Source organism: Ramlibacter lithotrophicus, assembly GCF_012184415.1.
Lineage (GTDB): Bacteria > Pseudomonadota > Gammaproteobacteria > Burkholderiales > Burkholderiaceae_C > Ramlibacter > Ramlibacter lithotrophicus.
Genome location: NZ_VTOX01000013.1, coordinates 66,516 through 91,040 on the forward strand (window position 1 = coordinate 66,516; position 24,525 = coordinate 91,040).

At 66.2% G+C, this 24,525-nt stretch carries 20 protein-coding genes, 1 tRNA gene and 7 pseudogenes; 14 read left to right on the forward strand and 14 right to left on the reverse strand.

The window, feature by feature from the left end:
• Positions 1–68: 68 nt before the first annotated feature.
• From istB to RAMLITH_RS24240, 5 genes and pseudogenes are all read right to left on the reverse strand, one after another.
• Positions 69–862, reverse strand: a pseudogene (istB, locus tag RAMLITH_RS24220) (IS21-like element helper ATPase IstB).
• 19 nt (positions 863–881) lie between these two features.
• Positions 882–2,407, reverse strand: a pseudogene (istA, locus tag RAMLITH_RS24225) (IS21 family transposase).
• A 179-nt stretch (positions 2,408–2,586) separates the two neighbouring features.
• Positions 2,587–3,018, reverse strand: a complete 432-nt coding sequence (locus tag RAMLITH_RS24230) for an ATP-binding protein (RefSeq protein ID WP_272954220.1) — start codon at positions 3,016–3,018, stop codon at positions 2,587–2,589.
• Positions 3,018–3,644, reverse strand: a pseudogene (locus RAMLITH_RS24235) (Mu transposase domain-containing protein); the annotation flags it as partial. The pseudogene RAMLITH_RS24235 and the gene RAMLITH_RS24230, both read right to left, overlap by 1 nt.
• Positions 3,645–4,060: 416 nt before the next feature.
• Positions 4,061–4,279, reverse strand: coding sequence for a helix-turn-helix domain-containing protein (locus tag RAMLITH_RS24240; RefSeq protein ID WP_168110037.1), 219 nt, complete (start codon positions 4,277–4,279; stop codon positions 4,061–4,063).
• A gap of 114 nt (positions 4,280–4,393) precedes the next feature.
• On the opposite strand from RAMLITH_RS24240, the gene RAMLITH_RS24245 reads away from it, so the two are divergent.
• Both RAMLITH_RS24245 and RAMLITH_RS24250 read left to right on the forward strand, forming a co-directional pair.
• Positions 4,394–5,167 (forward strand): HD domain-containing protein, encoded by a 774-nt coding sequence (locus RAMLITH_RS24245; RefSeq protein WP_168110038.1) that lies wholly within the window; start codon positions 4,394–4,396, stop codon positions 5,165–5,167.
• A 12-nt stretch (positions 5,168–5,179) separates the two neighbouring features.
• The gene (locus RAMLITH_RS24250; RefSeq protein WP_168110039.1) at positions 5,180–6,421 is read left to right on the forward strand and encodes an AAA family ATPase; all 1,242 of its coding nucleotides are present in this window, start codon (positions 5,180–5,182) and stop codon (positions 6,419–6,421) included.
• 60 nt (positions 6,422–6,481) lie between these two features.
• On the opposite strand, the gene ureG is transcribed toward RAMLITH_RS24250, so the two are convergent.
• From ureG to ureE, 3 genes are read right to left on the reverse strand one after another with little or no spacing between them, the layout of a single operon-like run.
• Positions 6,482–7,123, reverse strand: a complete 642-nt coding sequence (gene ureG / locus RAMLITH_RS24255; protein ID WP_168110040.1) for an urease accessory protein UreG — start codon at positions 7,121–7,123, stop codon at positions 6,482–6,484.
• On the reverse strand, positions 7,120–7,818 hold the full coding sequence (locus RAMLITH_RS24260) for an urease accessory protein UreF (RefSeq protein ID WP_238344378.1): 699 nt from the start codon (positions 7,816–7,818) through the stop codon (positions 7,120–7,122). The genes ureG and RAMLITH_RS24260 overlap by 4 nt, the downstream gene beginning before the upstream one ends.
• Complete coding sequence (gene ureE, locus RAMLITH_RS24265) at positions 7,778–8,386, reverse strand: urease accessory protein UreE (protein WP_337786206.1); 609 nt, start codon at positions 8,384–8,386, stop codon at positions 7,778–7,780. The genes RAMLITH_RS24260 and ureE overlap by 41 nt, the downstream gene beginning before the upstream one ends.
• Positions 8,387–8,396: 10 nt before the next feature.
• On the opposite strand from ureE, the pseudogene RAMLITH_RS24270 reads away from it, so the two are divergent.
• Positions 8,397–9,537: pseudogene (locus tag RAMLITH_RS24270) on the forward strand (IS3 family transposase).
• A 350-nt stretch (positions 9,538–9,887) separates the two neighbouring features.
• On the opposite strand, the pseudogene RAMLITH_RS24275 reads toward RAMLITH_RS24270, so the two are convergent.
• Positions 9,888–10,921 (reverse strand): annotated as a pseudogene (locus tag RAMLITH_RS24275) (IS110 family RNA-guided transposase).
• Between the two features lie 167 nt (positions 10,922–11,088).
• Between RAMLITH_RS24275 and RAMLITH_RS25960 the strand changes: the two are divergent.
• Together RAMLITH_RS25960 and RAMLITH_RS24285 are read left to right on the forward strand one after the other, a co-directional pair.
• Positions 11,089–11,328, forward strand: a pseudogene (locus tag RAMLITH_RS25960) (zinc ribbon domain-containing protein); the annotation flags it as partial.
• Positions 11,329–11,340: 12 nt separating this feature from the next.
• Positions 11,341–12,358 (forward strand): annotated as a pseudogene (locus RAMLITH_RS24285) (aliphatic amidase); the annotation flags it as partial.
• Positions 12,359–12,597: 239 nt separating this feature from the next.
• Here the strand turns inward: RAMLITH_RS24285 and RAMLITH_RS24290 are convergent.
• Complete coding sequence (locus tag RAMLITH_RS24290; RefSeq protein ID WP_168110041.1) at positions 12,598–13,443, reverse strand: hypothetical protein; 846 nt, start codon at positions 13,441–13,443, stop codon at positions 12,598–12,600.
• A gap of 64 nt (positions 13,444–13,507) precedes the next feature.
• On the opposite strand from RAMLITH_RS24290, the gene RAMLITH_RS24295 reads away from it, so the two are divergent.
• Together RAMLITH_RS24295 and RAMLITH_RS24300 are read left to right on the forward strand one after the other, a co-directional pair.
• A complete protein-coding gene (locus RAMLITH_RS24295; RefSeq protein WP_238344379.1) occupies positions 13,508–13,744 on the forward strand; it encodes an excisionase in 237 nt (78 codons plus the stop codon).
• Entirely contained in the window at positions 13,708–14,907 is a 1,200-nt protein-coding gene (locus RAMLITH_RS24300; RefSeq protein ID WP_168110042.1) for a site-specific integrase, read from the forward strand. Before RAMLITH_RS24295 ends, RAMLITH_RS24300 begins: the two co-directional genes overlap by 37 nt.
• A 16-nt stretch (positions 14,908–14,923) precedes the next feature.
• Here RAMLITH_RS24300 and RAMLITH_RS24305 read toward each other — a convergent pair.
• Both RAMLITH_RS24305 and RAMLITH_RS24310 read right to left on the reverse strand, forming a co-directional pair.
• Positions 14,924–15,000, reverse strand: a tRNA-Pro gene (locus tag RAMLITH_RS24305).
• Between the two features lie 31 nt (positions 15,001–15,031).
• Positions 15,032–15,961 carry a polyprenyl synthetase family protein gene (locus RAMLITH_RS24310; protein ID WP_168110113.1) on the reverse strand — a complete coding sequence of 310 codons (930 nt, stop codon included), beginning with the start codon at positions 15,959–15,961 and terminating at the stop codon, positions 15,032–15,034.
• A 220-nt stretch (positions 15,962–16,181) separates the two neighbouring features.
• Here RAMLITH_RS24310 and rplU point away from each other — a divergent pair, with 220 nt between their 5' ends.
• The 4 genes from rplU to proB all read left to right on the forward strand — a co-directional run bounded on the left by rplU (position 16,182) and on the right by proB (position 19,105).
• A complete protein-coding gene (gene rplU / locus RAMLITH_RS24315) occupies positions 16,182–16,493 on the forward strand; it encodes a 50S ribosomal protein L21 (protein WP_168110043.1) in 312 nt (103 codons plus the stop codon).
• Between the two features lie 15 nt (positions 16,494–16,508).
• A complete protein-coding gene (rpmA, locus tag RAMLITH_RS24320) occupies positions 16,509–16,769 on the forward strand; it encodes a 50S ribosomal protein L27 (protein WP_168110044.1) in 261 nt (86 codons plus the stop codon).
• 90 nt (positions 16,770–16,859) lie between these two features.
• Complete coding sequence (gene cgtA / locus RAMLITH_RS24325; protein ID WP_168110045.1) at positions 16,860–17,927, forward strand: Obg family GTPase CgtA; 1,068 nt, start codon at positions 16,860–16,862, stop codon at positions 17,925–17,927.
• Between the two features lie 29 nt (positions 17,928–17,956).
• Positions 17,957–19,105, forward strand: coding sequence for a glutamate 5-kinase (proB, locus tag RAMLITH_RS24330; protein WP_168110114.1), 1,149 nt, complete (start codon positions 17,957–17,959; stop codon positions 19,103–19,105).
• An 8-nt stretch (positions 19,106–19,113) separates the two neighbouring features.
• Here proB and RAMLITH_RS24335 read toward each other — a convergent pair whose 3' ends face one another.
• Both RAMLITH_RS24335 and RAMLITH_RS24340 read right to left on the reverse strand, forming a co-directional pair.
• Complete coding sequence (locus tag RAMLITH_RS24335; RefSeq protein WP_168110046.1) at positions 19,114–19,605, reverse strand: CNP1-like family protein; 492 nt, start codon at positions 19,603–19,605, stop codon at positions 19,114–19,116.
• Positions 19,595–20,245, reverse strand: coding sequence for an RNA pyrophosphohydrolase (locus RAMLITH_RS24340; protein ID WP_168110115.1), 651 nt, complete (start codon positions 20,243–20,245; stop codon positions 19,595–19,597). Before RAMLITH_RS24340 ends, RAMLITH_RS24335 begins: the two co-directional genes overlap by 11 nt.
• A gap of 90 nt (positions 20,246–20,335) precedes the next feature.
• On the opposite strand from RAMLITH_RS24340, the gene RAMLITH_RS24345 reads away from it, so the two are divergent.
• The 3 genes from RAMLITH_RS24345 to RAMLITH_RS24355 all read left to right on the forward strand — a co-directional run bounded on the left by RAMLITH_RS24345 (position 20,336) and on the right by RAMLITH_RS24355 (position 24,505).
• Entirely contained in the window at positions 20,336–22,081 is a 1,746-nt protein-coding gene (locus RAMLITH_RS24345; RefSeq protein ID WP_168110047.1) for a proline--tRNA ligase, read from the forward strand.
• Positions 22,078–22,761 carry a lytic transglycosylase domain-containing protein gene (locus RAMLITH_RS24350; RefSeq protein ID WP_168110048.1) on the forward strand — a complete coding sequence of 228 codons (684 nt, stop codon included), beginning with the start codon at positions 22,078–22,080 and terminating at the stop codon, positions 22,759–22,761. Before RAMLITH_RS24345 ends, RAMLITH_RS24350 begins: the two co-directional genes overlap by 4 nt.
• Before the next feature lie 142 nt (positions 22,762–22,903).
• Positions 22,904–24,505 (forward strand): ABC transporter substrate-binding protein, encoded by a 1,602-nt coding sequence (locus tag RAMLITH_RS24355; RefSeq protein WP_238344380.1) that lies wholly within the window; start codon positions 22,904–22,906, stop codon positions 24,503–24,505.
• Positions 24,506–24,525: the final 20 nt, after the last annotated feature.

Genomic DNA, 24,525 nt, shown 5'->3' on the forward strand with positions numbered 1-24,525 from the left:
TTTCGAGCCAATCTGTTTCCGGCATATTCAAGCCAGTGGTGGCCACAAACGGGTATCCCGAGCGAGGGTTAAGCATGGCCGTTTTTCACGGCGGTGGCAACCGCCTGGCGTGGCTTGACCGCCACCGGCGAGAGCTTGGGCGCGCGGTAGGACTGGCCGTCCAGCACCATGCAGTAGGCGTTGTGCCGCAAGCGGTCCAGGGTTGCTGATGCCAGCAGCCGATTGGCGGGGAACGCCTGGTCCCATTCGGTGAAGTCCAGGTTGCTCGTCACGATCGTGGCTGCCTGCTCGTAGCGCTCGGCGACCAGGTCGTGCAGGTCTTCGTCGGCCGGCGGTCGAAGCGGCTTGAGCCCGAAGTCATCGATGATCAGCAGCGGCACGCGCGCCAGGCTCGCCAGCCGCCGCTCGTAGGTGCCAGTGGCGCGGGCGGCATTGAGGCCCTGCGTCAGCGCGGCGCTGGTCGTGAACACGACGTCCACGCCCTGGCGCACGGCGCAGTGACCCAGGGCCTGGGCCAAGTGGCTCTTGCCCGTTCCGCACGGGCCCACGATGAGCACCGCGCCTTCTCTTGCAGGTAGCGGCCCGTGGCCAGGTCGTTGACCAAGGCGCGGTTGAGCTTGGGCAGCCGTTCGAAGTCGAACTGCTCCAGGGTCTTGTTGGTGCGGAACTGCGCGCGTCGCAGCCGCAGGCTGAACTTCTTCTGCTCGCGCCGGGCAACTTCGTCGCTGACCAGCATGGCCAGGAACTCGGTGTACGCGAGCTTGCCGTCGATGGCTTGGCGGTTGCGAGCCTCCAGCGAATCCAGGATGCCTGAGAGCCGCAACTGTTTGAGTTGCGGAGCGAGTTCGGGAACCGGGTTCATGGCGATCTCCTTTCAGGTGTCAATGCAGCAGATCCGGCTGCTGCGGGTCAGGGCCGAACAAGCTGGCGGCGTCCCGCGCGAAGCGCAAGGCGCCGTAGCTCACGGTGGCCACCTCGGCGAACTCGGCGCGCAGATCAGCGCCGGTGTGCAGGATGGTCTTGACGGTGCGGTAATGCGGCGAGTCGTGCACCAGCGCGCGTTGGCAGGCCGTCTCCACTCGCTCGCGCCCGAACTGCTCGACCAGGTGCAGCACGCCCTGTGCAGCGCGCAGGCGCTCCATCATGCGATCGGCGAGCAGGCGCTCGATCAGGCTCTCGCAGGCGGGACCGACCTCGCGTGCCTGCTGGACGCACCAGCGGCGGTCGTGGGCGAAGAAGGCCTGCGCGGCCGGCGGCAGGTGCTCGCGCAGCGTTCGGCGCTCGCCCGGGCGCAGCGCGTGCGTGGCCACGTGCGTCCAGTCTTCGTACAAGGCCACCGCCGCGTCGGTGGCCCGCAGCCACAGCGTCTTGCCCACCAGCCGGAATGGCGCCGAGTACAGGGCGCGATCGAACTGCACGTGGCAGTCGCGGTGCACGCTGACCCGGTGCCACTCGCCCAGGTCCGGCGCGATTGCCGGCAGCGCCGCCAGATGCGCCTGCTCCAGCTCGTACAGCGCCAGCGGCTTGGCGTGAGTAGTGCCATGGATGCGGCAGCCCGCTTCCTGCAGGACCCACGCTCGGGCCTGGGCGTTCAGGTCCGCCAAGTCGCAGAAGCTGCGCGTTGGCAGGAAGTTGTTCTTGACGTACTTGACGCCGGCTTCGACGATGCCCTTCTTCTGCGGATCGCGTGGAGGACAGGCATCGATGCGGAAGCCGTACCCTTCGGCGCACTGGCCGTAGGAGCGTTGCACCTCGGGATCATGCACGCAGGCCCGGGTGATGGCGCACTTGGGGTTGTCGATGATCAGGCGCCGCGGCACGCCGCCGAACCACTCGAAGGCCCTGCGGTGGCACCCCAGCCAGGTCGCCACGGTCTGGTCCCAGACGAACTCGACGTATTGATGGCGGCTGTGCGCCAGCGTCATCACGAAGGCCCAGGTCCGCCGCAGTCGACCATCGGGGTGCGTCAGCAGCGGGCCAGCGCCGAAGTCAACCTGTGCAGCCTCGCCTGGTTCGAAGTCCAGCCGCACGGTCACGTCCGACCGCTGCTGCCCGCGCAGGTCCACCCGCAGCCGCGCCACCGAGGAGTAGCTGCCGCTGTAGCCATGCGGCGCACCAGCGCGGCGTGAATGGCCTTGCCCTGCACCCCGGCAGCGCGCCACTGGGCGACCAACTCGCGCCAGGGCTGGACGCTGGAGATGGTGGACGCAGCGCGCCGGCGCTCGCCCAGCGCCGCGCAGATGAGCGCCTCGTCCGGCATCTCGTGCGAGGGATCCAGCCAGCCTCGCGCTTGCGCCAGCTCACGCACCGCGGCCAGCTTCTGCCGGCCCATGAGGCCCGAGCGCGCGATGTCGCGTTCGGAGTCGCCGGCGCGCAGCCGAACCAAGGCCTGTCGATACTGAAACATCTCGATTCTCCTGCGGGCCACTGCGCTCTCCTCGAGTGGAAAACCCCCGAGGGTGCAGGAAGCCCGAAAGCGCCCGAGATGCCCGTTTGAACGGCCGAGCTGGCCTGATTATGCCGAAAACGCCACCTGCCATCGGCCCGGCGCGCTGGCCTGATTACGCCGAAAACGAAGTGGCCTGATTACGGCGGAAAGTGACAGTACCCGCGCACGATCGCCTCCCGACCGAGGGCGACAGCGCGGTGGGTCTTGCCGACGCCCGGTGGCCCGAGCAGCAGGACGCTGTCGCCGTTGGCCACCCACCGCGAGGTAGCCAGATCCCGGATCTGCTTGGGGTCGACCGACGGCTGGGCGTCGTATTCGAACGCCTCGAGCGTGCGCACGAAGGGGAACTTGGCGATCGACAGGCCCATCTGGATGCGCCGTTCGTCCTTGCGGGCAACCTCGGCAGTGCACAGCATCGTCAGCGCCTCGCGCAGGTTCATCTCGGCGCGGGCGGCCTGGTCCAGCAGCGTCTCGAGCTGATCACGGATGGCGGTGAGCTTCAGACGGGTGAGCATCGGCTCCAGGTCGCCGATCATCTCGACCGGCTTGAGCTTCTTGGCCGCGACCATCACCAACCTCCCCCGAGGACCTGCTCGTATTCCTGCAACGGCCGCAGCAGTTCAGGGTTTGCGGGCACCGGGGCCGACGAAGGCTCCGGCCGCGGCAGCCAGCTCACGCCGAGCAAGTGCGCTCCAACGATGCCTGCCAGGTGGGAACGGTCGATGATGGTCTTGCGCCGCAGCAGGCTCTGGGCATGGCAAGCCACCTCCTGGCCGGCGTAGAAGATCCGGACCTGACGCTCGGCCACAACGGCCGTAACGCTCTCGCCAATGAGTCGCCAGGGCACGCTGTAGCGGTTGGTGTCCAGCTCGACGCAGGCGTCGCTGTGCACGCGTCGTGTGAGCTCGCGAACCTGCAGGAACGGCGCCTTGCCAGGCAGCGGCCGCAGGGCAGAGCGCTCATCGCGTTCGAAGCGCGCGATCGGCGCCTCGCCGGTGGTGCCGTGCACGCGCACGTCGGCCACCTCCCGCATCCAGCACGCCAGGTGCGCCTGGAGTTCATCCAGGGAGGCGAACCGGTGGCCGGCGATCGCATTGCCCTTGACATAGCCGACCCCGCGCTCGTCCTTGCCTTTGGTGCGGGCACGGTACGGTGCGCAGGCCCGGGGCGTGATACCCCAGTAGCGGCAGAACGCAAGTGAAGGGACGACGCGGGGAGGCGAGCGTGCCATCGCAGCTACGGAAATCCAGTCTCGGGGACTTCCGAGCGACTCGATTCCCCAAGACTTCGATAAAGAGGCGAATGTGGCGCCCGGCATGCCCCGGTCTCCGACGAAAAACCAATCACCGTCCGCGCGCCGGAGGCGCCGACAGCAGGGCCAGCGCCGGCACTGCCGTGGCGCCGTGACCACCGGCGCGGCGAGAGCTGCTGCTTACCGGACAGGCAAAGAGCTGCTACCCGCACCAGTTTCTGGTCCTGCGCGCGGCAATCCAGCGGTTGTCCACAGCGTTTTCAACGTGAACTGTGAAATGGGCGACTCATCACCTGTGACATGGGAGCTTGCGGCTCAGAAGGGCCCTCGAGCGCACACGAACGGCATTGCCGACGGAGCTACTTGTGTATCGGCGACGCCGGCACGTGCTCAAAAAGCTCTCCGACGGCAACGCCGAAGTAAGCACAGAGCTTGTCCATAACCTCCAGATCCACGCGCTCGGCTGTCTCTGAGTAAAGGCGGGTCAGCGTGTGTCGGTGGATGCCGGTGCTTGTGGCGACGTCGCTGATCTTGAGCTTTCGTTCGCCCAGGAGCCGCCCCAGATGGCAGCGAATCATGATGGCCGCTTGCAGTTTGTCCTACAGTAGTACATAATGGCATATAATAGGACTTAAAATCCTGTTGTGGGACGAAGGTCGCACTGAGTTTAAGTCACTTCGAAAGGACGGAGCATGGGTATCAAGTACGGCAGTCGGGATCGGAGGTGGAACGGTTCAAAGACGCTGAAGACCGGCAGCGGGGCGGATGTCCGGCGTTTACCACTGCCCGAGGTGCGCTTCCTGGAACTGATGAACCAACTCGATCCGACGCTCCGAGAGGTTGTGCGCCGCGCGCTGTTCGAGGATCGGGATCGGTTCCAGAAGTTCGCGTCGGCGCCCGCGAGCACTCGCGGACACCACAGTGGCAGGTCCGGAAATCTCCTGCACACGATCGATGTCGCGGAGTGCGCGCTTCTGCTCGCGCGCCACTATGAAGAGCTCGTCGACAAGCAGGTCGTTCTCGCCGCAGCGCTGCTGCATGACCTTGGCAAGTGCGAAGAATATCAAGACAGTTCGGGAGAAACGACGATGTCCGATGCCGGCGAAATGGTGGGCCACAAGGTCATCGGGTGTGCGATGGTATGGGCTGCCCTCGAGCCGCTGCGGACGACGAACACCGAACGAGCGCTCGCGGTGATGAATGCCGTCGCGTCGACCTTGAATCGATCGTACGACCTGCGCGGACCTGCCACGTTGGAAGCAACGATCGTGAGCAGGGCGGACCAGTTATCTGCTGCGGCCGATTTGTACAGGGAATCAATGCGCGCGTCCGGATACAGCTTCGTCGGCGTGAAGCATCAACACCTGCCCGAGCGGCCGCGTCATCCCTATGCGCTGGCGACAGTCGTCCGCGCGGCTGAGGCTGTACCCTGGGTGTCGGCGCGGGCGCAACGGTACGGCAACTAAGCGAGCGCAACGATGACCAGGAACGACGAAATCCCAGGCGGGTACGTGCTGCATCGCCTCGAGGGCGTGAGTCTTGGACGCCAGCACATTCTGCTGCCTGCTAGGCTGCACGACGAGATCAGTGCAGCCCGGGAAGCTCTCGAGGAGCGCGCACTGACCGAAGCAGAAGACCGAAGCGGAAGTATCTGGGCTGGACCTCCGGCGAAGGCCCGCAAGAAGTCCGGGATCGGTGGGATCGACGCCGAGGAGGAGGAAGAGGAGCTTGCTCTGACGCCGCAGGAAGGTCCAGCGAGCCACGAATGCGCAGTTCACTCACGAGATGAGCCGCTGAAGATGCTCCGGCGCGCCAAGCAGGCCACCCCGGACCGCGACCGAATCTCTCAACTCGAGGCGCTCTATCTGAAGCTCAAGGAGCGTGGCCCCTACCGGACGCTGGCATTAAATGGTGACTGGAGCTCGACTCTGAGCAGGCTGGACCAGACGCATCCGCACTTCGCGGCAGTCACACAGGTTGTGAGGGAGCGGCTGACGCTGGCTCGCCAAAGCGGAAAGCCCGTGCAGATCCCGCCGCTGCTTCTTCTGGGGATGGCCGGCGTCGGAAAGACGCACTACGCGCAGGCACTCGCCGCAGCCGTGGGGACTTCCCACCGACAACTGCAGCTCGACACCGCGGTCACCGATGCCGCCCTCATCGGCAGCGAAAAGCGGTGGGCGAACACAGCCTACGGCGCATTGTTCGAAGAAGTCGTGCTCGGTGAGCACGCAAACCCGGTGATCGTGCTCGATGAGCTCGACAAAGCGCTGCGAGACAACCGCAACGATGCGCTGGCACCGCTGCACTCGCTGCTCGAGCGGGTTACCTCCTGCCGGACGCGCGACATTTCCCTGGACTTCCAGTTCGACGCGTCTCACGTCATCTGGATCTGTACGGCGAACGATCCTATGTTGATCCCCCAGCCGCTCCGCACGAGGATGAAGGAGTTCACCATTCACTTTCCCTCCGCGGACCAGTCAATCCGGATTGCGCGTGAGGTCGCCCGGAAAGCGGTCACTGAGATTGCTCCCCCCGAGTTCGAGGAGCCAGCAGACGACATCGGCGTCGTGCTCGGCCATCTCACTGCCCGTGAGGCCTACCACGCAACGGCTGACGCGGTCGCGCGAGCGGTGGCAGCCGGACGTCTGCGCTTGGAGCGCACTGACTTTCCGGCGGACGTTAGGTATGAGGACGAAGGTGCGTCGGGTTGGCTGCACTGACCTGGACGGTGTTCGGCGCTCCGACTTGGCTGCCGCCTGGGATTGCTGGGTCGTCGACGGTCACATCGGTGAAGCTGCCGCGCGGGTTGAATCCAGCAATCCCTTCACTTCGATGAAACGAACCACGTCCGCAAGCCCGTTCGATGTCTTCAGATTGCTCATCACGAACGGCTGCTCGCCGCGCATGCGCCGCGTGTCCGCAGCCATTACCGCGAGGTCGGCGCCGACATGCGGCCCCAGGTCGCTCTTGGTGATGCCCGGCCCGCCCTTGCGGGGAATCTTCTCGCCGGCCGCGACGTCGATCACGTAGATCGTCAGGCCGCTCAGCTCGGGGCTGAAGGTGGCGGCCAGGTTGTCGCCGCCGCTTTCCACGAACACGATGTCGGCGTCGGGGAACTCGTCGAGCATGCGGTCGATCGCCTCGAGGTTGATCGACGCATCCTCCCGGATGGCCGTGTGCGGACAACCGCCCGTCTCCACGCCCATGATGCGCTCGGCCGGCAGCGCACCGCTGGCGGTGAGCAGGCGCTGGTCCTCCTTGGTGTAGATGTCATTGGTGATCGCCACCAGGTCGGAGCGATCGCGCATGGCCTTGCAGAGCATCTCGAGGAGGGTGGTCTTGCCGGAGCCGACCGGCCCGCCGATGCCGACGCGCAGCGGCGGCAGGGGCTTGGTGCGGCGGGAAATCTGGCGCAGCTTCATGAGCGGAACAATCGTGAATACTGGGTTTCGTGGCGGGCGGAGAGGATGGCCAGCATGGGCGCGAAGGCCTGCCGGCCGTCGTCGTCGACGCCCAGCGCGTGATCGACCACGGCCGGAATCTCCCCCGCCAGGCGGGCGAGGATGCGCTGGCCGGCGCTCTGGCCGAGCGGCACGGCCTTGACGGCCGCCTGCATCATGTTTTCGGCCCAGCCGAACGCGCAGGCGAGCAGCGCGTCGCGAGCGGTGGCGCCCGACCCGACGACAGCCAGCGCCCAGGCCACCGGGTACGTCACTGGCTGGCGCACTCGCGCGGCGGCCTCGGGTTGTACCGTCTTGAGCCATTCCACCAGCGAGCGGCCCATCTGCTCGGATTGCTGGCGCGTCTCGCTCGTCTCGCGCGTTCGCCGCACCCAGGCGTCCAGCTCGTCGATCCGTTCTAGGTCGTTCGCTCGCCACGCCGCCAGCGCCGCCGCAATCACCGGCAGCTCGAAGCGGGCGAGGCTCAGATGCAATTGCGCCGCCAGCCAGTCGGCGGCGTGTGCCTCGGTGTGCACCAGACCCGCGTGCACCGCGGCTTCCAGACCCTCCGAATAGGAGAAACTGCCGATCGGGAGCGCTGGCGAGGCGATCCAGAAGAGTGCCAGCAGGGCCGGCTCAGCCGCCGGCATGATCGGGGTGCCCGTGATGCGCGCCATGATGGTGACCGCCTGCGTGGTTGTGACCGCCGTAGGCGCCGCTCTCCGGCTCGAAGGGGACGGTGCACCGGCTCACGTCCAGGCCCATCGCCCGCACCATCTCGGCCAGGACGTGGTCTGGTTCGATCTTCAGGTGCCCGGGTGCGAGTTCGATCGGCACATGGCGATTGCCCAGATGGTAGGCGGCGCGCGTCAGGTCAAAGGGTGTTCCGGTCCGGGGCTCCGGCGTGATCACCAGCACCGCCTGCGGCGCGGCGATCACCCGCACGAGGGAACCGTCCTCGGCCACCAGCACGTCGCCGCCGCGCAAGACGGTGCCGCGCGACAGGAACACGCCCACGCGCCGGCCCTGCGAGTCGGTGCAATCGAAGCGGCTCTTCTGCCGCACATCCCACTCCAGCGTCACGGTCGCCGCCCGATGCACGAGCGGCTGCGCCAGGCCTTGGCCGGCGCGCAGGAGCCTGGCACCATGCATCATGGTCAGAAGAGAGAAGTGGCCCCGCAAATCTGAACAGCGCTTTAGGTGGAAACTCCGGGCAAGATGCTGGGCCGAGAACGGTCTGGCCATAGGAGTTTCGATGGTCAAGAAATCAGCGCGGCGCACCCGCCGCACGCACACGCCTGCATTCAGGGCGCAGGTGGCGGTTGCCGCCTTGCGCGAGGACAGGACGCTGGCCGAGTTGGCAAAGCAGTTCGAGGTGCACCCCAACCAGATCACCGAGTGGAAGCGACAGCTTCTGGAGCACGCTGCCGAAGCCTTCGGCGGCGGCGCAACGGCGGCCGAACCGGTCGACCTGGACCCGCTGCACGCCAAGATCGGGCAGCTGACGCTGGAGAATGATTTTTTAGAACGCGCGCTTACCAAGGCGGGATTGCTGAGCGCAAAGCGATGATCGACCGTGATCATGATCTGACGTCACGCGGCAAGCCGAGTTGGTGGGCATCAGCCGTGGCTCGGTGTACTACTTGCCCAGGCCGGTGAGCGCTGCCGACCTGGCGCTGATGCGCAGGATCGACGAGTTGCACCTGGAGCATCCGTTCATGGGCGCTCGCATGCTGCGCAACCAACTGCAGCGCGAGGAGATACATGTCGGCCGGCGACACATCTCCACGCTGATGCAGCGCATGGGCGTCACGGCCCTGGCCCCGCAGCCTGGCACCAGCAAACGGGCGCCGGGCCACAAGATCTTCCCCTACCTGCTGCGCAAGGTGGCTGTCACGAAGTCCAATCAGGTTTGGGCGCTGGACACGACCTACATCCCGATGGCGCGCGGCTTCGTCTACCTCACCGCCGTGGTGGACGTGGCCAGCCGCCGCGTGCTGGCGCACCGGGTGACGATCACGCTGGAGGCGATCCACGCCAAGGAGGTGATCGAACAGGCGCTGGCCAAGTACGGCACGCCCGAGATCGTCAACACCGACCAGGGCAGCCAGTTCACCGCCGAGGAGTTCACCAGCGTCGTTCTGGGCACGGGGGCCAAGCTCTCGATGGACGGCCGCGGCGCCTGGCCCGACAACGTGTTCGTCGAACGCCTGTGGCGCAGCGTGAAGTACGAGCGGGTGTACCTGAAGGCTTACGACTGCGTCAGCGCCGCGCGGGCCGACATCACCGATTACCTGGCTTGGTACAACGGGCAGCGCGCTCACTCCAGCCTCGAGCGGCTCACGCCGGACGAGGCGTACTTCGCCGGCCTGCCCGCATTGAAGCTGGCCGCGTAAGATGAAGATCGCTGGTGCGCCCCGAGTTGCCCACCGCGGCGCGCGTTCGTCGCAAGCGACGCCCGCCACCGTGGACATACATGGACGCCCCCGGTTTGCAAGGCTCTCTCACGTTTCTGGCGAGCACGAGAAGGATGCAGACATACATCCGGCCTTCAGACGCATGAAGCGCTTCGGCCCTGATGGAATTCGCTGGCTGGTTCCTCTACAACTCTGCGAGCTCAAGGCTCGTTATCCACGTCAGGTTTGGCCAGCCCCGGTCCTACCTGTCTTGCCATCAACGATCGATTACCAAAGCAACCTGAGGAGGGAATCTGTCTTGTTATGGCGGCCTGCGCCGACTGCGCGGACTACAGTGCGTGGTCCGGCACGTGCATCGCGTCGTAGGCCTTGCCCGACGACAACAAGGCCCACGCCGTTCGTGCGTTCTTGTTGGCCATTGCGACGGCCGCAATGTTGTGATGTCGACGGCCGACCAACTTCGCGAGCCAACCGTCGGCTTGGTCGGCCTTCCTTCGAGCAAGCTCGACCATGGTCCTGCCACCATGGATCAGCAGTGTTCGAAGATAGACATTGCCGCGCTTGCTGATGCCCAGCAACTGCGTCTTGCCGCCACTGGAGTTCTGATGCGGCACAACCCGATCCAGGCGGCGAACTGCCGCGCGTTCTTGAAGTTGCTCGGGTCGCCGACGCTGGCCACAAGCGCGCTGGCGGTCATGGGGCCGATGCCGGGAATGGTCTGCAGCCGGCGGCTGACTTCGCTACTGCGATGCCACTGCTCAATCTCCCGCTCGAGTTCGCGCACCTGCCGGTCGAGCTCTTTGAGGTGCTGCAGCAGCCGATCGATCAGCATCCTGAAGCGTCCAGGCAGCTCGTTGCTGGCGTCTTCGATCAGCTCGGGAACGCGCTGGTAAATATGGCGAATGCCTTGGGGAATGATCAGCCCGAACTCGATCAACAGCCCGCGGATCTGGTTGGCCTGCGCGGTGCGCGCCCTGACGAAGCTCTCACGTGCCGTGTGCAGCGACAGCACGGCCTGCTGTTCGGGCGATTTGGTCGGAACGAATCGCATGTTCGGACGCGCGACGGCCTCACAGATTGCCTCGGCGTCGAGCAAATCGTTCTTGTTGGTCTTCACATACGGCTTGACGAACTGCGGCGCCATCATCTTCACGCAGTGACCGAGTGTGCTGAGCTTTATGGCCCAATAGTGCGCGCCTCCACAAGCTTTGATTCCGATCAGGCAGGGCTCCAGGCGCGCGAAGAATGGTGCCACCTGGTCACGCTTGAGTTGCTTGCGAAGGACCACGGCACCGCGCTCATCAACACCATGAATCTGAAAAACATTCTTGGCGAGGTCCAAACCGAGAGTCGTGATCTTCATAGCTGCCTCCATTGGCATGAGCGGGCAAAGAGCGCCCGCTCAGACTTTGGCAGCAGGCGGACGGCCGTGAAAGGGGGCGTCCATTCCATTAACTCTGCACCTTTGGCAACCCGCCCGCAGTCCACTTAAAAGTCGGGGAAAGCTGTTCAGACAAGCGGAGCCACTTCTCTCCGCGCGTGCTGGTGGCGGCGCCGCAACTCGCCTGCCTCGCCGGTGACGCTCGCGCCGCACATGACGCCAACGAGCGGGCGCAGCACGCCCCGCGTTCCACCCGGGAAGGGTACGGCCGACTGCGCCACCCCAGCGGCTGCGGCTGCTGCAGCGGCGCGAAGCGCACGGGCACCGTCCAGGCGCGCGACGGCAGCAAGGCCTTCCCAACGAAACGCCCCTGGATGATCAGTCACTGAAAGGACGACGACATGGTTCACGGAGATATCTCGAGCAGCAAGGACACCGTCGGCGTGGCGGTGGTCAATTACAAGATGCCGCGCCTGCACACCAAGGCGCAAGTGCTGGAGAACGCGCGCAAGATTGCCGACATGCTGGTCGGCATGAAGACCGGCCTGCCGGGCATGGACCTGGTGATCTTTCCCGAGTACAGCACCCACGGCATCATGTACGACGCGAAGGAGATGTACGACAACGCGGCCACGGTGCCTGGCGCGGAAACGGAAATCTTTTCCATGGCGTGCCGCAAGGCCAAGGTGTGGGGCGTGTTCTCGCTCACCGGCGAACGGCACGAGCAGCACGCGAACAAGGCGCCGTACAACACGCTCATCCTGATGAATGACAAGGGCGAGGTGGTCCAGAAGTACCGCAAGATCATGCCCTGGGTGCCGGTGGAAGGCTGGTATCCCGGCGACCGCACCTACGTCACGGAAAGGTCCCAAGGGCCTGAAGATCAGCCTGATCATCTGCGACGACGGCAACTACCCGGAGATCTGGCGCGACTGCGCGATGAAGGGCGCTGAACTCATCGTCCGCTGCCAGGGCTACATGTACCCGTCCAAAGAGCAGCAGATCCTGATCAGCAAGGCCATGGCCTTCGCGAACAACACGTACGTGGCGGTGGCCAACGCCGCCGGTTTCGACGGTGTCTACAGCTACTTCGGCCATTCCGCGATCATCGGGTTCGACGGCCGCACGCTCGGCGAGTGCGGCGAGGAAGAGTACGGCGTGCAGTACGCGGCCCTGTCCACCAGCCTGATCCGCGACTTCCGCAAGAACGGTCAGTCGGAGAACCACCTGTTCAAGCTGCTGCACCGCGGCTACACGGGGGTGATCAATTCGGGCGACGGCGACAAGGGCGTCGCCGCCTGTCCGTACGAGTTCTACGCGAAGTGGGTCAACGATCCGGAGGGCGCGCGCCAGCAGGTGGAAGCGATCACCCGCTGCACGGTCGGTACAGAGGATTGCGCTATCGAGGGCATACCGAACGGCGCCGACGCGGCGCTGACGGTCCTTTTGCCGCCACCACGGGCAAGGGGCGGAATCAGCAGACAGTGCGAGTGGAGCGGGAGACACTGCGCCGCACTTCTGATCGGGTCGAAGCTTAAGCGCCGGCCGCCACGGCGCAGCCTCCTACCCCGGCCACTTGCCGGGCAGATTGGCGCGTACGCGTGAGTGAGGCCTGGCCGATCACCCCGCCTCAAAGACCGATGTGCCTTCAGGGATCATCAACCACCTGTTCCCAGGTCGCGAAGGGTGAGGACGGCAAGCGGCCGCCGGGCCAGCCGCTCCACTAACCGCAGCTTTTGAGCCCTGGTGAGGGAGCTGAGCGCGATCCTTCCCTCCGGAAGTGCCAGTTGGTCGAGTCGGTCCAGCACGGTGACCACCTCATTGGGGCGCTTGTTGCACTGCACCGTCAGCCAGTCGAGCAGCAGATTCACGTGGACATTCCCACTGAGCCCGATTGGGCCCAGTTGGTTCGCCAGGTCCTGGATTTGCTGCCACCCGCTGGGAGCCTGTTTATCACCAGCGACGGCTGCTCTGAATTCCTCGGGAGTCACAGTTGGCGCGCGCAGAGCCTTGGCGGCCCAGTCAGGAATCTCTCGAATCCTCGAACGTCCCCACTTCTTTGACACCGAATCCGAGAGGAGGGGGCTCAGGTCCCGGACTGAAGCCCAGGCCTGCAGGATCAATGGGCTGTCTTCACCGTGGGTCCCGATCAGCAACGACGCTCCACTTCCATCAGCTCCGGCTACTGCAGCAAGCTGCGCTTTGGCTTTCAGTTTGACCTTCAGAAGCCACTCGGCGGCGTCCAGGGACCGCACACGCCACACGTGCGCGCGCTGGGGAGCAAGGCCGCCGTTGGGCCATCCCAGGACGTCAAGCAGGGAAAGCTGCCCCGCCTCGGCGATCTGCCCCCTCGACGTGGGCTGTAGGAAGCGCGAGAGCGCAGCCGGCTGGACCCCGGCCGCACGGCAAACAGCGGCTCGGCTGTGGGGAGTGACGTGCAACAGCGCATCGATGAGCACGCGGTGCTCGTCCTCCGCGGCCAACAGAAGCATCAGGAGCAGCATTTGCAAACCTCGTTTGTTGCTGTATTATAGTTGATATTTGTTGAAGTAAAACCTGTGAAGTGAAATGAACAGTCAACCCTCTAACAGCGAGTTCGTCGGCCCGCCGCGATTTCGTTTCGCGCTGGTTCGAACTTTCTGCCTCGCGAGCGGCTACTCGCCGAAGGCCGTGTACCGAAAAATTGAACGGGGTGACTGGGTGCAGGGGCGCGAGTATCGCAAGGCGCCCGACGGGCGGATACTGATCGACTATGAGGGCGTGCAGAGATGGATAACCGGCTTGCACCGCGCGGCGTCGAACTGAGACGCTCCAGCATCCGCATTTCCTTCACCTATGGGAACCGGCGCTGTCGAGAAACGCTTCTCCTCGATCCGCTCAAGCCGGCGAACGTGAAGCATGCGGCCCGGTTGCGCAAAAGAGTCATCGAAGAGATCAGGGCCGGGACGTTTGACTATTCATTGACCTTTCCAGAGTCGGTCAGGGCCGGGGCAGAGCGCCCGCTTCCGGGCCCCCCTCAACCGGACGAGGTTCGATTCGAACAACTCGCGGCCGAGTGGCTTGAGGGCTCCGGCCACCTCGCGCCGGGAACACTCAAGAAATACAAGCAAGGCGTGAAATTCTGGACGGGGCTCATCGGCCACGTGCAGGTGACAGAACTGAATTTCCCGTACCTGCGGAAGGTGGCGGGCGCGCATCCATGGTCGGGCCCCAAGGCGCGCAACAACCTCCTCATTGTTCTGCGCGGCGTGCTCGAACTCGCCGTGCCGAGGTTCCTGGCAGAAAACCCTGCGGCAGCCATCAAGAATTCAAGGCTTCAGCGGCCGCAACCAGACCCGCTTACGCCGGCGGAAGTTGAATCCGTGCTGGCTTGGATGCGGGCCAACGTTCATCCTGCGGCAACGAACTATTTCGAGACGGCATTCTTCTCGGGCATGCGACCCGAGGAATTGATTGCGCTGCAATGGCGGGACGTCGACTTTGATCTCGGCACTGTTTCCGTGGTTCGGTCCCGGTCTGCGGGTGCCATGAAGTCCACCAAGACAAACCGAGCTCGTACTCTCGATTTGAATGGACGTTTCCGAGGTGCTCTCCTTCGACAACTCGAACTGTCGAGAGACACGGTCTTTGTATTCTTCAACCCAGTGACCGGAAAGCCGTGGAACAGCGAAAAGTCGCAACGCGAGGAGTACTGGAAGCCAGCCCTCGCGGCGTGCAAGATCAGGCTGCGGTTCGCATACCAGACCAGGCACACGTTTGCCTCCGTATCGCTCATGGCGGGCGCCAACCCGTTGTGGCTGGCCAAGCAGATGGGTCACAGCTCGACCAAGATGCTGTTCGAGGTGTACGCCAAGTGGATCGACGTGCCCGGCAGGGCCACCGAGCCGTTCAAAATCGAGACGATGTTCAGGTCGGAAAATGTCCCCGGCGTGTCCCCGCCAAGGGGCACCCATGAACAAAGACCATGATTCCATTGAAGAATCCTGGTCGGGGTGAGAGGATTCGAACCTCCGGCCTCTACGTCCCGAACGTAGCGCTCTACCAGGCTAAGCTACACCCCGATTTCGCCGGCTGGCGGCGGTCACTGATCGCTCAGTTTCGCCGCTGCAGCAATTGAGCCGCCAATTGTAGCAAACCCTGGCTGTACTCATTTTCCGGCAGCTGACGCGCGGCATCGATCGCCCGCTGCGCCTCGGCGGCGGCGGCGTGCCGGGTGACGTCCAGGGAGCCCGTTTCCCTCACGATGGCGACGATGTGTCCGAGTTCCGACGCGGCGCCGGTCTCGATGGCATGCCTGACCAGCTCGCGCTGTGCCGGCGTGCCGCGCTGCATCGCGGCGATCAGCGGCAGCGTGGCCTTGCCTTCGCGCAGGTCGTCGCCGATGTTCTTGCCCAGCTCGCCCGTTTCGCCGTCGTAGTCGAGCACGTCGTCGATCACCTGGAACGCGGTGCCCAGCGCCTGGCCGTACTGCGCGCAAGCCTCCTCGACCTGCGCGCCGGCGCCGGCGAGCACGGCGCCCAGCCGCGCGCTGGCTTCGAACAGCTTGGCGGTCTTGGAGCGGATCACGCGCAGGTAGGCCGCCTCGTCGAGCGAGGCGTCGTGCATGTTCATCAGCTGGAGCACCTCGCCTTCGGCGATGACGTTGGTGGCGTCGGCGAGGATCTCCATCACCCGCATGTCGTGGGCGTCCAGCATCATCTGGAAGGCCCGCGAATAGAGGAAGTCGCCCACCAGCACGCTGGCCGGATTGCCGAAGCTCTCGTTGGCCGTGGCGCGGCCCCGCCGCAGCGTGGACTCGTCGACGACGTCGTCGTGCAGCAGGGTCGCGGTGTGGATGAATTCCACGACGGCCGCGAGGTTGAAACGCTGCGCGCCGCGAAAGCCCAGGGCGCCGCACACCAGCAGCAGCAGGGCCGGCCGCAGCCGCTTGCCGCCGGCCGAGATGATGTACTGCGAGACCTGCGCCACCAGGGGCACGCCAGACTCCAGCCGGCGTGCGATGACCGCATCGACCTCGCGCATGTCGTCGGTGATGAGGGAGAGGACGGAGGCGGTGCTGGAGGTCAAGATGGCGCGGGAAGTGGTCCCGCGATTATAGAAAGCCCCCTCGGGCGCCCGGCCACCGGCCCGGGGGCGGCTTGTGAGCAATCACAAACCATGCGATAATCCTGGGCTCTTCGGAAATCCGTCCGGGGATTGACGCCGCGCCGCGAGGCGCTGCATCTACTCACACGAGGTTCACATGTACGCGGTCATAAAAACCGGTGGCAAGCAGTATCGCGTTGCTTCCGGCGAAAAAATCAAAGTAGAACAGATTGCTGCGGACGTTGGCCAGGAAATCGTGATCGACCAGGTCCTGGCTGTCGGCAACGGCGGCGACCTGAAGATCGGCACGCCCCTGGTGTCCGGCGCGACTGTCAAGGCCACCGTCGTGGCTCACGGCAAGCACGACAAGGTGCGCATCTTCAAGATGCGCCGGCGCAAGCACTACCAGAAGCGCCAGGGTCATCGCCAGCAGTTCACCGAGCTGGAAATCGGCGCGATCGCCGTTTGATCAGGAGCAGTTGAAATGGCACAGAAAAAAGGCGGCGGCTCGACGCGAAACGGGCGGGATTCCCAGCCCAAGATGCTGGGCGTGAAGGCGTTCGGCGGTGAACTCATCAGCGCGGGCTCGATCATCGTGCGCCAGCGCGGCACCAAGTTCCATCCCGGCACCAACGTCGGCGTGGGCAAGGACCACACGCTGTTCGCCCTGGTGGACGGCCACGTGTCGTTCGCGATCAAGGGTGCGCTCAACAGGCAGACCGTGAGCGTCACGCCGGCGGCCTGACCTTCGCCGCCGCTCGCCGCGAAGCCCCGCTTGTCGGGGCTTCGCCGTTTCGGGACCGCCGCCGCGCCGAGTTCCTATACTGAGGACCCCATGAAATTCGTCGACGAAGCCTTCATCGACGTCGCCGCCGGCGACGGCGGGAACGGCTGTGTCTCGTTCCGCCACGAGAAGTACAAGGAATTCGGCGGCCCGGACGGCGGCGACGGCGGCCGCGGCGGCCATGTCTTCGCGCTGGCCGACCCCAATCTCAACACGCTGGTGGACTACCGCTTCTCGCGACGCCACGACGCCAAGCGGGGCCAGCACGGCATGGGCTCGGACATGTTCGGGGCGGCCGGCGACGACATCGTGCTGAAGATGCCGGTGGGGACGATCATCAGCGACGCCGAGACCGGGGAGGTGCTGTATGAACTGCTCCAGCCCGGCGAGATGATCACGATCGCCAAGGGCGGCGACGGCGGCTTCGGCAACCTGCGCTTCAAGAGCGCGATCAACCGCGCGCCGCGCCAAAAGACGCCGGGCTGGGCCGGCGAACGCAAGAGCCTCAAGCTGGAACTGAAGGTGCTGGCCGACGTCGGCCTGCTCGGGCTGCCGAACGCCGGCAAGTCGACGCTGATCACGGCGGTGTCGAACGCGCGGCCGCGGATCGCCGACTATCCGTTCACGACGCTGCATCCGAACCTGGGCGTGGTGCGCGTCGGGCCGGAGCAGAGTTTCGTCGTCGCCGACCTGCCGGGACTGATCGAAGGCGCGTCCGAGGGCGCCGGCCTCGGCCACCAGTTCCTGCGCCACCTGCAGCGCACCCGGCTGCTGTGGCACGTGGTCGACCTCGCGCCGTTCGACGACAGCGATCCGGTGGCACAGGCGAAGGCGATCGTCGCCGAGCTGAAGAAGTACGACCAGGCGCTGTACGACAAGCCGCGCTGGCTGGTGCTGAACAAGATCGACATGATCCCGGTCGAGGAGCGCGCGGCGCGGGTGAAGGACTTCGTCAAGCGCTTCAGGTACAAGGGCCCGGTGTTCGAGATCTCTGCGCTCACCCGCGAAGGCGTGCAGCCGCTGATCCAGTCCGCCTACCAGCACATCAAGTCGCAGCAGGTGGCCGAGCAGCCGCCGGTCTACGTCGATCCGCGCTTCGCCGGCGAAGCGCCGCAATGAGCCTGAGTGCCGCCGCCATCACCGACGACATGACCGACGACCTCGCTGCCTCCCACGCATCCACCTTGCTGCGCGATGCGCGGCGCATCGTCGTCAAGGTGGGCTCCACGCTCGTGACCAACGAAGGCCGCGGCCTGGACGAAGCCGCCATCGGCGAGTGGTGCCGCCAGCTCGCGGCGCTCGCGCGCGAGGGCCGCGAGGTCATCATGGTGTCCAGCGGCGCCGTGGCCGAAGGCATGAAGCGCCTGGGTTGGACGGCGCGCCCGCACGAGATCAACGAACTGCAGGCCGCGGCGGCCGTGGGGCAGATGGGCCTGGCCCAGATGTACGAGACCAAGCTGCGCGAGAACGGGATGGGCTCGGCGCAGGTGCTGCTCACGCACGCGGACCTCGCGGACCGCGAGCGTTACCTGAACGCGCGTTCCACGCTGCTCACGCTGCTGCAGCTGCACGTCGTTCCCGTCATCAACGAGAACGACACCGTGGTCAACGACGAGATCAAGTTCGGCGACAACGACACCCTGGGCGCGCTGGTGGCGAACCTGGTGGAGGCCGACGCGCTGGTGATCCTGACCGACCAGCCGGGCCTGTACGAGGCCGATCCGCGCAAGAACCCCGATGCGAAGTTCGTGCACGAAGCGCGCGCCGGTGATCCGGCCCTGGAAGCGATGGCCGGCGGCACCGGATCCAGCCTGGGCAAGGGCGGCATGATCACCAAGATCCTGGCGGCCCGGCGGGCGGCCGGTTCGGGTGCGTCCACGGTGATCGCGTGGGGCCGCGAGCGCGACTGCCTGCTGCGCCTGGCCCGGGGCGAGGCGATCGGCACGCTGCTCGTGGCGCCGACGCACAAGGCCCAGGCGCGCAAGCGCTGGATCGCGGACCACCTGCAGCTGCGCGGGTCGGTGACGGTGGACGACGGCGCCGTGGCCAAGGTGCGGGCGGAAGGCAAGAGCCTGTTGCCGATCGGCGTGACGACGGTGGACGGCGAGTTCTCGCGCGGGGACGTGATCGCGGTGCGCGACGGCGCGGGCCGCGAGATCGCGCGCGGCCTGGCCAACTACGCGAGCGCCGAGGCGCGGCTCCTGTGCCGCAAGCCGTCCAGCCAGATCGAGCACCTGCTCGGCTACGTCGCCGAGCACGAGATGATCCACCGCGACAACCTGGTCGTGACCAGGTAGGGGCTCTTTCAGTACTTCTCGAAGCGGTGGTCGACGGACGAGGCTAGGTCGCGCACGATCTGCGCCGCGGTACCGTTGGGTCCGCGCCCGACGCACGCGCCGGTGCGGGCCACGAGCAGGCTGTGGCGCGACCGCGGCTGGTCGTGCAGCTGGCGCCAGTCGGTGCCCGAAATTGACCAGCCCTTGCCGGCGTTGCGGGCATACACCTTGTACTCGCCCGTGCTGCAGCGGATGCCTTCGTAGATGCCGTTGACGGCGCCGGCGCCGGCGGCGACCACCACGTAGCGGACGATGCCGTCGCTGCCGAGGGAGACGGACGCGGGGTCGACACCGAAGCGCAATTGCGATCCGGGAATGTCCAGCGGGATCAGCCCGGTGGTGCGAAGCGCCGGCGGGGCGGGCGCTTCGCTTTCCTTCCAGTCGGGGTTCGTGTCGGCGAGCTGGGCCTGCGCCGCGCCTGCCGCGAGCAGCAGCGCGAACGCCAGTCGTTCAAGGCGCATATTTGGTCTGTGGCGGCAGCGCCGAAACGGCCTGCTGCGGATCGGGTTCGAAGGTCGCGCCCGGGGGCAGCTCGAAATGCGGGCCAGGCGCCGGCTCCTGGTGCCCGTCGGCGTGGTCGTGGTCGCGCCCGCGCATGCCGCTGCGCAGGTAGCGGTTGCGGTGGTCGTGCCGCGGCACGAAGCGCGCGAGTTCCGTGAGCGCCATCTCGTAGACGCCGCGCTTGAACTCCACCACCACGTCCAGCGGCACCCAGTAGTCGTTCCAGCGCCAGGCATCGAACTCGGGATGGCTGGTGGCGCGCAGGTTCAGGTTCCAGTCCTGCCCCATGAGCTGGAGCAGGTACCAGATCTGCTTCTGTCCCTTGTAGTGGCCGCGCGCATCGCGGCGGATGTACCGGTCGGGCACCTCGTAGCGCAACCAGTCCCGGGTGCGGGCAATGATGCGCACATGCTCCGGCATGAGGCCCACTTCCTCGTGCAGTTCCCGGAACATGGCCTGCTCGGGAGTCTCCCCCCGGTCGATGCCTCCCTGCGGAAACTGCCAGCTGTGGGTGCGTATGCGCTTGCCCCAGAACACCTGGTTCTTCTGATTGAGCAGGATGATGCCGACGTTGGGCCGAAAGCCGTCCCGGTCAAGCATAATCAAACCCCAATTCTTTAACTGAGTTCATTATGCACGGCGCCGCGCGCGCTCGCAAAGGCTCAGTTGGCACTCGCCGCACCGACCCCGATGAAAGCCTCCCAGTTCCTCATTTCCACGCTCAAGGAAGCGCCCGCGGACGCCGAGGTCGTCAGCCACCGGCTGATGACGCGCGCCGGCATGATCAAGAAGCTCGGCGCCGGTATTTACACCTATATGCCGATGGGGCTGCGCGTGATCCGCAAGGTCGAGGCGATCGTGCGCGAGGAGATGAACCGGGCCGGCGCCGTGGAACTGCTGATGCCGGTGGTGCAGCCCGCCGAGTACTGGCAGGAGACCGGCCGCTGGGAGAAGATGGGCCCGGAGCTGATGCGGGTGAAGGACCGCCACGAGCGCGACTACATCATCCAGCCGACCAGCGAGGAGGTGGTGACCGACGTCGCCCGCCAGGAGCTGCGCAGCTACAAGCAGCTGCCGCGCAACTTCTATCACGTCCAGACCAAGTTCCGCGACGAGCGGCGGCCGCGTTTCGGCGTCATGCGCAGCCGCGAGTTCATCATGAAGGACGCGTACAGCTTCGACCGCGACGCCGCGTCGGCCAAGGCCAGCTACCAGGTGATGGCGCAGGCGTACCGGCGCATCTTCGACCGCTTCGGCCTGACCTACCGGGCAGTGGCGGCGGACAGCGGCGCGATCGGCGGCGACCTGAGCGAGGAGTTCCAGGTGATCGCCGCCACCGGTGAGGACGCCATCGTCTACTGCCCCGAGAGCGATTACGCGGCCAACATGGAAAAGGCGGAGGCGCTGGCGCCGCGCAAGCCGCGTGGCAGCGCCACGGCCGCGCTCACCAAGACGCCGACCCCGGGCAAGAGCACCTGCCGCGAAGTGGCCGAGCTGCTGAAAGTGCCGCTGGACACCACCGTGAAGTCGCTCGTGCTGGCGACCGATGAACTCAGCGCCAAGGGCGAGGTGGTCGGCACGCAGGTCTGGCTGCTGCTGGTGCGCGGCGACCACGACATGAACGAGATCAAGGTCGGCAAGGTGCCGGGCCTGGACAACGGCTTCCGCTTCGCGACCAACGCCGAGATCGTCGAGCACTTCGGGACGAAGCCGGGCTACCTCGGGCCGATCGACCTGAAGAAGCCGGTGCGCGTCGTCGCCGACCGCGAGGTGGCGGTGATGTCCGACTGGATCTGCGGCGCCAACGAGGAGGACTTCCACTTCACCGGCGTCAACTGGGGCCGCGACCTGCCGGAGCCCGAAGCCGTCGCCGACCTGCGCAACATCGTCGAGGGCGATCTCTCCCCCGACGGCAAGGGCGTCCTTGCCATCGAGCGCGGCATCGAGGTCGGGCACGTGTTCTACCTCGGCACCAAGTACAGCCAGCCGATGAACGCGGTGTACCTCGACGAGAGCGGCAAGCCGCAGCCGATGGAGATGGGCTGCTACGGCATCGGCATCACGCGCCTCCCGGCCGCCGCCATCGAGCAGAACCACGACGAGCGCGGCATCATCTGGCCCGATGCCATCGCACCGTTCACGGTCGTGGTCTGCCCGATCGGGATGGACCGCAGCGCCGAGGTGCGCGCGGCGGCCGAGCGGCTGCACGACGAACTGCTGGAGGCCGGTGTCGACGTGATGCTGGACGACCGCGGCGAGCGTCCGGGCGCGATGTTCGCCGACTGGGAACTGATCGGCGTGCCGCACCGGGTCGTGATCTCCGACCGCGGCCTCAAGGAAGGCCAGCTGGAGTATCAGCACCGACGTGATGCCGCGGCCACCAAGGTGCCGGCCGGCGAGATGCTGGCGTTCGTCAAGGGCAGGCTCGGGGCGTGATCAGCCGGCGGGCGTGCCTCCAGGCGCTGCCGGCCGGGCTGGGCCTTGCCGCGCTGCCGCCGCTCGTCCGCGCCGGCGCGCAGGTCGAGGAGCCGCTGGCCGATTCGGTGCGCACGGCGCTGAGCTCGGCGGTGCGCGACGCGGCGCCGCCCGAGCCGCTGTTCGCCGACACCGAGGCGCGCCTGAAGTACCTGCGCTGGCTCGGCGCGATGAGCTCGCGGCTGAAGCGCCGCAAGACCGAGTGGCTCGAGCGCAAGGAATTCCTGCAGACCATCTGGTACGAGAGCCGGCGCGCCGGACTCGACACCGGGCTGGTCCTTGGACTGGTGCAGGTCGAAAGCAACTTCCGCAAGTACGCGGTGAGCCGCGCCGGCGCCCGCGGCTACATGCAGGTGATGCCGTTCTGGACCCGCGTGATCGGCGACGGCGACCCGGCGACGCTGTTCCACATGCAGACCAACCTGCGCTTCGGCTGCGTGATCCTGCGTCACTACATCGACCGCGAGCGCGGCGACCTGTTCATGGCGCTCGGTCGCTACAACGGCAGCCGCGGCAAGCCGCAGTATCCGAACGCCGTGTTCGCCGCCGCGAAGGCCTGGGATTTCCACGACCTGCCGCGGCCCGAGGTTTCCCCGGCGCCGGGCAGGAAGCCGGGCGAGGTCCCCGGCGGCCCGAACTGACGGCTGCCCTCGAGCGCAGCGCTGCCGTAACGGGTTATCCCGGTGGCAGCCACGCCGCAGTTCGCTACGCTCCACAACTCTCATGGCGGGGCCATGGCACTCGCCAAGCCGCCACCGTCTCAACGTTCTGGAGAAAAGCGATATGCGGGGAATCCTGTCGAGCATCCGTTGGCACCAGTCGCTTCTCGCGGCCGCCGCCGCCGCCGCCCTGGGCGGCGCCACCTTCGCCGTGCAGGCACGTGACCTGGTGGTGGCGCTCAAGACCGAGCCCACCTCGATGGATCCGCAGTACCACGCGCTGACGCCCAACATCCAGCTGTCGCAGACGCTGTTCGACGCGATGGTCTGCGCCGATCCGGACCTGGTCCCGAAACCCTGCCTGGCGCAATCGTGGACGGCCAGCGGCAACACCTGGACCTTCAAGCTGCGCCCCGGCGTCAAGTTCTCCGACGGCTCGCCCTTCACCTCGGCCGACGTCGTGTTCACGCTGGACCGGGTGGGCAAGGTGCCCAACAGCCCGTCCTCGTACAAGGTGTACCTGCAGAAGGTCGAGAAGGTGGAGGCGGTCGATCCGCTCACGGTGCGGATCACGACCTCGGTGCCGTATCCCTTGCTGCCGACCAACATGGCCAGCCTGCCGATCCTGTCGGCCAAGGCCGCCTCGGGCCCGGCCCCGGAAGGCAAGACCACCACCGAACTCAACGCCGGCAACGGGCTGGTCGGCGCGGGTCCGTACAAGTTCGTGTCCTGGAAGCGCGGCTCCGAGATCATCTTCGAGCGCAATCCGCATTACTGGGGCCCGGCGCCGGCCTGGGACCGCGTGATCTACCGCCCGATCAGCAATCCCGCCGCGCGCGTCGCCGCGCTGCTGGCGGGCGACGTCGACATGGTCGAAGACCCGCCGACGGACGACCTCGAGCGCCTGCAGAAGGATCCGAAGCTCACCGTGGTGACCAAGGCCTCCAACCGCATCATCTATGTCGCGCTCGACCAGAACGGCGAGCAGACGCCCGGCATCCAGGGCACCAACGGCAAGAACCCGCTGCTGGACAAGCGGGTGCGCGAGGCGTTGTCGCTGGCCATCGACCGCGCCGCCCTGGTCTCGCGCACGATGAGCGGCATCGGAACGCCGGCCGCGCAATTGCTGCCGTACCCGATGTTCGGCGCCAGCAAGAACCTGGTCACCGCCGTCAAGGCCGATCCCGAGCGCGCCAAGGCGCTGCTGAAGGAAGCCGGTTATCCCAACGGCTTCACGCTGGTGCTGGGCACGCCCAACGGCCGCTACATCAACGACAGCAAGGTCGCGCAGACCATTGCCGCCATGTGGACGCGCATCGGCGTGAAGACGACGATCGACGCCAACGCGCCGGCGGTGTTCTTCAAGAACCGCGATAGCTACGCCTACAGCGCCTACCTGGCCGGCTGGGGCACGTCGACCGGCGAGATGTCCAACACCTTGCTGTCGCTGCTGGTCACGCCCAACAAGGAGAAGGGCCTGGGCACCACCAACCGCAGCCGCTATTCCAACCCCGAGATGGACAAGCTGGTGGTCGATTCCGGCGGGATCATGGACGACGCGCAGCGCGCGGCGGCGCTGGCCAAGGCCAGCGAACTGGCGATGGCGGACTTCGCGATGCTGCCGATCCACTTCGAGCATTCGGTCTGGGCCATGAAGAAGGGCATCAATTTCCAGGGCCGCGCGGACCAGCAGACGATGGTGCAATACGCCACGCCGTCGAAGTGAGTGACGCCAAGGCGGCCTGG

Excerpts from the sequence above, each read along its gene's own strand:
- RAMLITH_RS24230 (WP_272954220.1), bottom strand. The coding sequence starts at position 3,018 with ATGGTCGCGGCCAAGAAGCTCAAGCCGGTCGAGATGATCGGCGACCTG.
- RAMLITH_RS24240 (WP_168110037.1), bottom strand. The coding sequence starts at position 4,279 with ATGATTCGCTGCCATCTGGGGCGGCTCCTGGGCGAACGAAAGCTCAAG.
- RAMLITH_RS24245 (WP_168110038.1), top strand. The coding sequence starts at position 4,394 with ATGGGTATCAAGTACGGCAGTCGGGATCGGAGGTGGAACGGTTCAAAG.
- RAMLITH_RS24250 (WP_168110039.1), top strand. The coding sequence starts at position 5,180 with ATGACCAGGAACGACGAAATCCCAGGCGGGTACGTGCTGCATCGCCTC.
- ureG (WP_168110040.1), bottom strand. The coding sequence starts at position 7,123 with ATGAAGCTGCGCCAGATTTCCCGCCGCACCAAGCCCCTGCCGCCGCTG.
- RAMLITH_RS24260 (WP_238344378.1), bottom strand. The coding sequence starts at position 7,818 with ATGGCGCGCATCACGGGCACCCCGATCATGCCGGCGGCTGAGCCGGCC.
- ureE (WP_337786206.1), bottom strand. The coding sequence starts at position 8,386 with ATGGCCAGACCGTTCTCGGCCCAGCATCTTGCCCGGAGTTTCCACCTA.
- RAMLITH_RS24290 (WP_168110041.1), bottom strand. The coding sequence starts at position 13,443 with ATGCTGCTCCTGATGCTTCTGTTGGCCGCGGAGGACGAGCACCGCGTG.
- RAMLITH_RS24295 (WP_238344379.1), top strand. The coding sequence starts at position 13,508 with ATGAACAGTCAACCCTCTAACAGCGAGTTCGTCGGCCCGCCGCGATTT.
- RAMLITH_RS24300 (WP_168110042.1), top strand. The coding sequence starts at position 13,708 with ATGGATAACCGGCTTGCACCGCGCGGCGTCGAACTGAGACGCTCCAGC.
- RAMLITH_RS24310 (WP_168110113.1), bottom strand. The coding sequence starts at position 15,961 with ATGCGCGAGGTCGATGCGGTCATCGCACGCCGGCTGGAGTCTGGCGTG.
- rplU (WP_168110043.1), top strand. The coding sequence starts at position 16,182 with ATGTACGCGGTCATAAAAACCGGTGGCAAGCAGTATCGCGTTGCTTCC.
- rpmA (WP_168110044.1), top strand. The coding sequence starts at position 16,509 with ATGGCACAGAAAAAAGGCGGCGGCTCGACGCGAAACGGGCGGGATTCC.
- cgtA (WP_168110045.1), top strand. The coding sequence starts at position 16,860 with ATGAAATTCGTCGACGAAGCCTTCATCGACGTCGCCGCCGGCGACGGC.
- proB (WP_168110114.1), top strand. The coding sequence starts at position 17,957 with ATGACCGACGACCTCGCTGCCTCCCACGCATCCACCTTGCTGCGCGAT.
- RAMLITH_RS24335 (WP_168110046.1), bottom strand. The coding sequence starts at position 19,605 with ATGCGCCTTGAACGACTGGCGTTCGCGCTGCTGCTCGCGGCAGGCGCG.
- RAMLITH_RS24340 (WP_168110115.1), bottom strand. The coding sequence starts at position 20,245 with ATGCTTGACCGGGACGGCTTTCGGCCCAACGTCGGCATCATCCTGCTC.
- RAMLITH_RS24345 (WP_168110047.1), top strand. The coding sequence starts at position 20,336 with ATGAAAGCCTCCCAGTTCCTCATTTCCACGCTCAAGGAAGCGCCCGCG.
- RAMLITH_RS24355 (WP_238344380.1), top strand. The coding sequence starts at position 22,904 with ATGCGGGGAATCCTGTCGAGCATCCGTTGGCACCAGTCGCTTCTCGCG.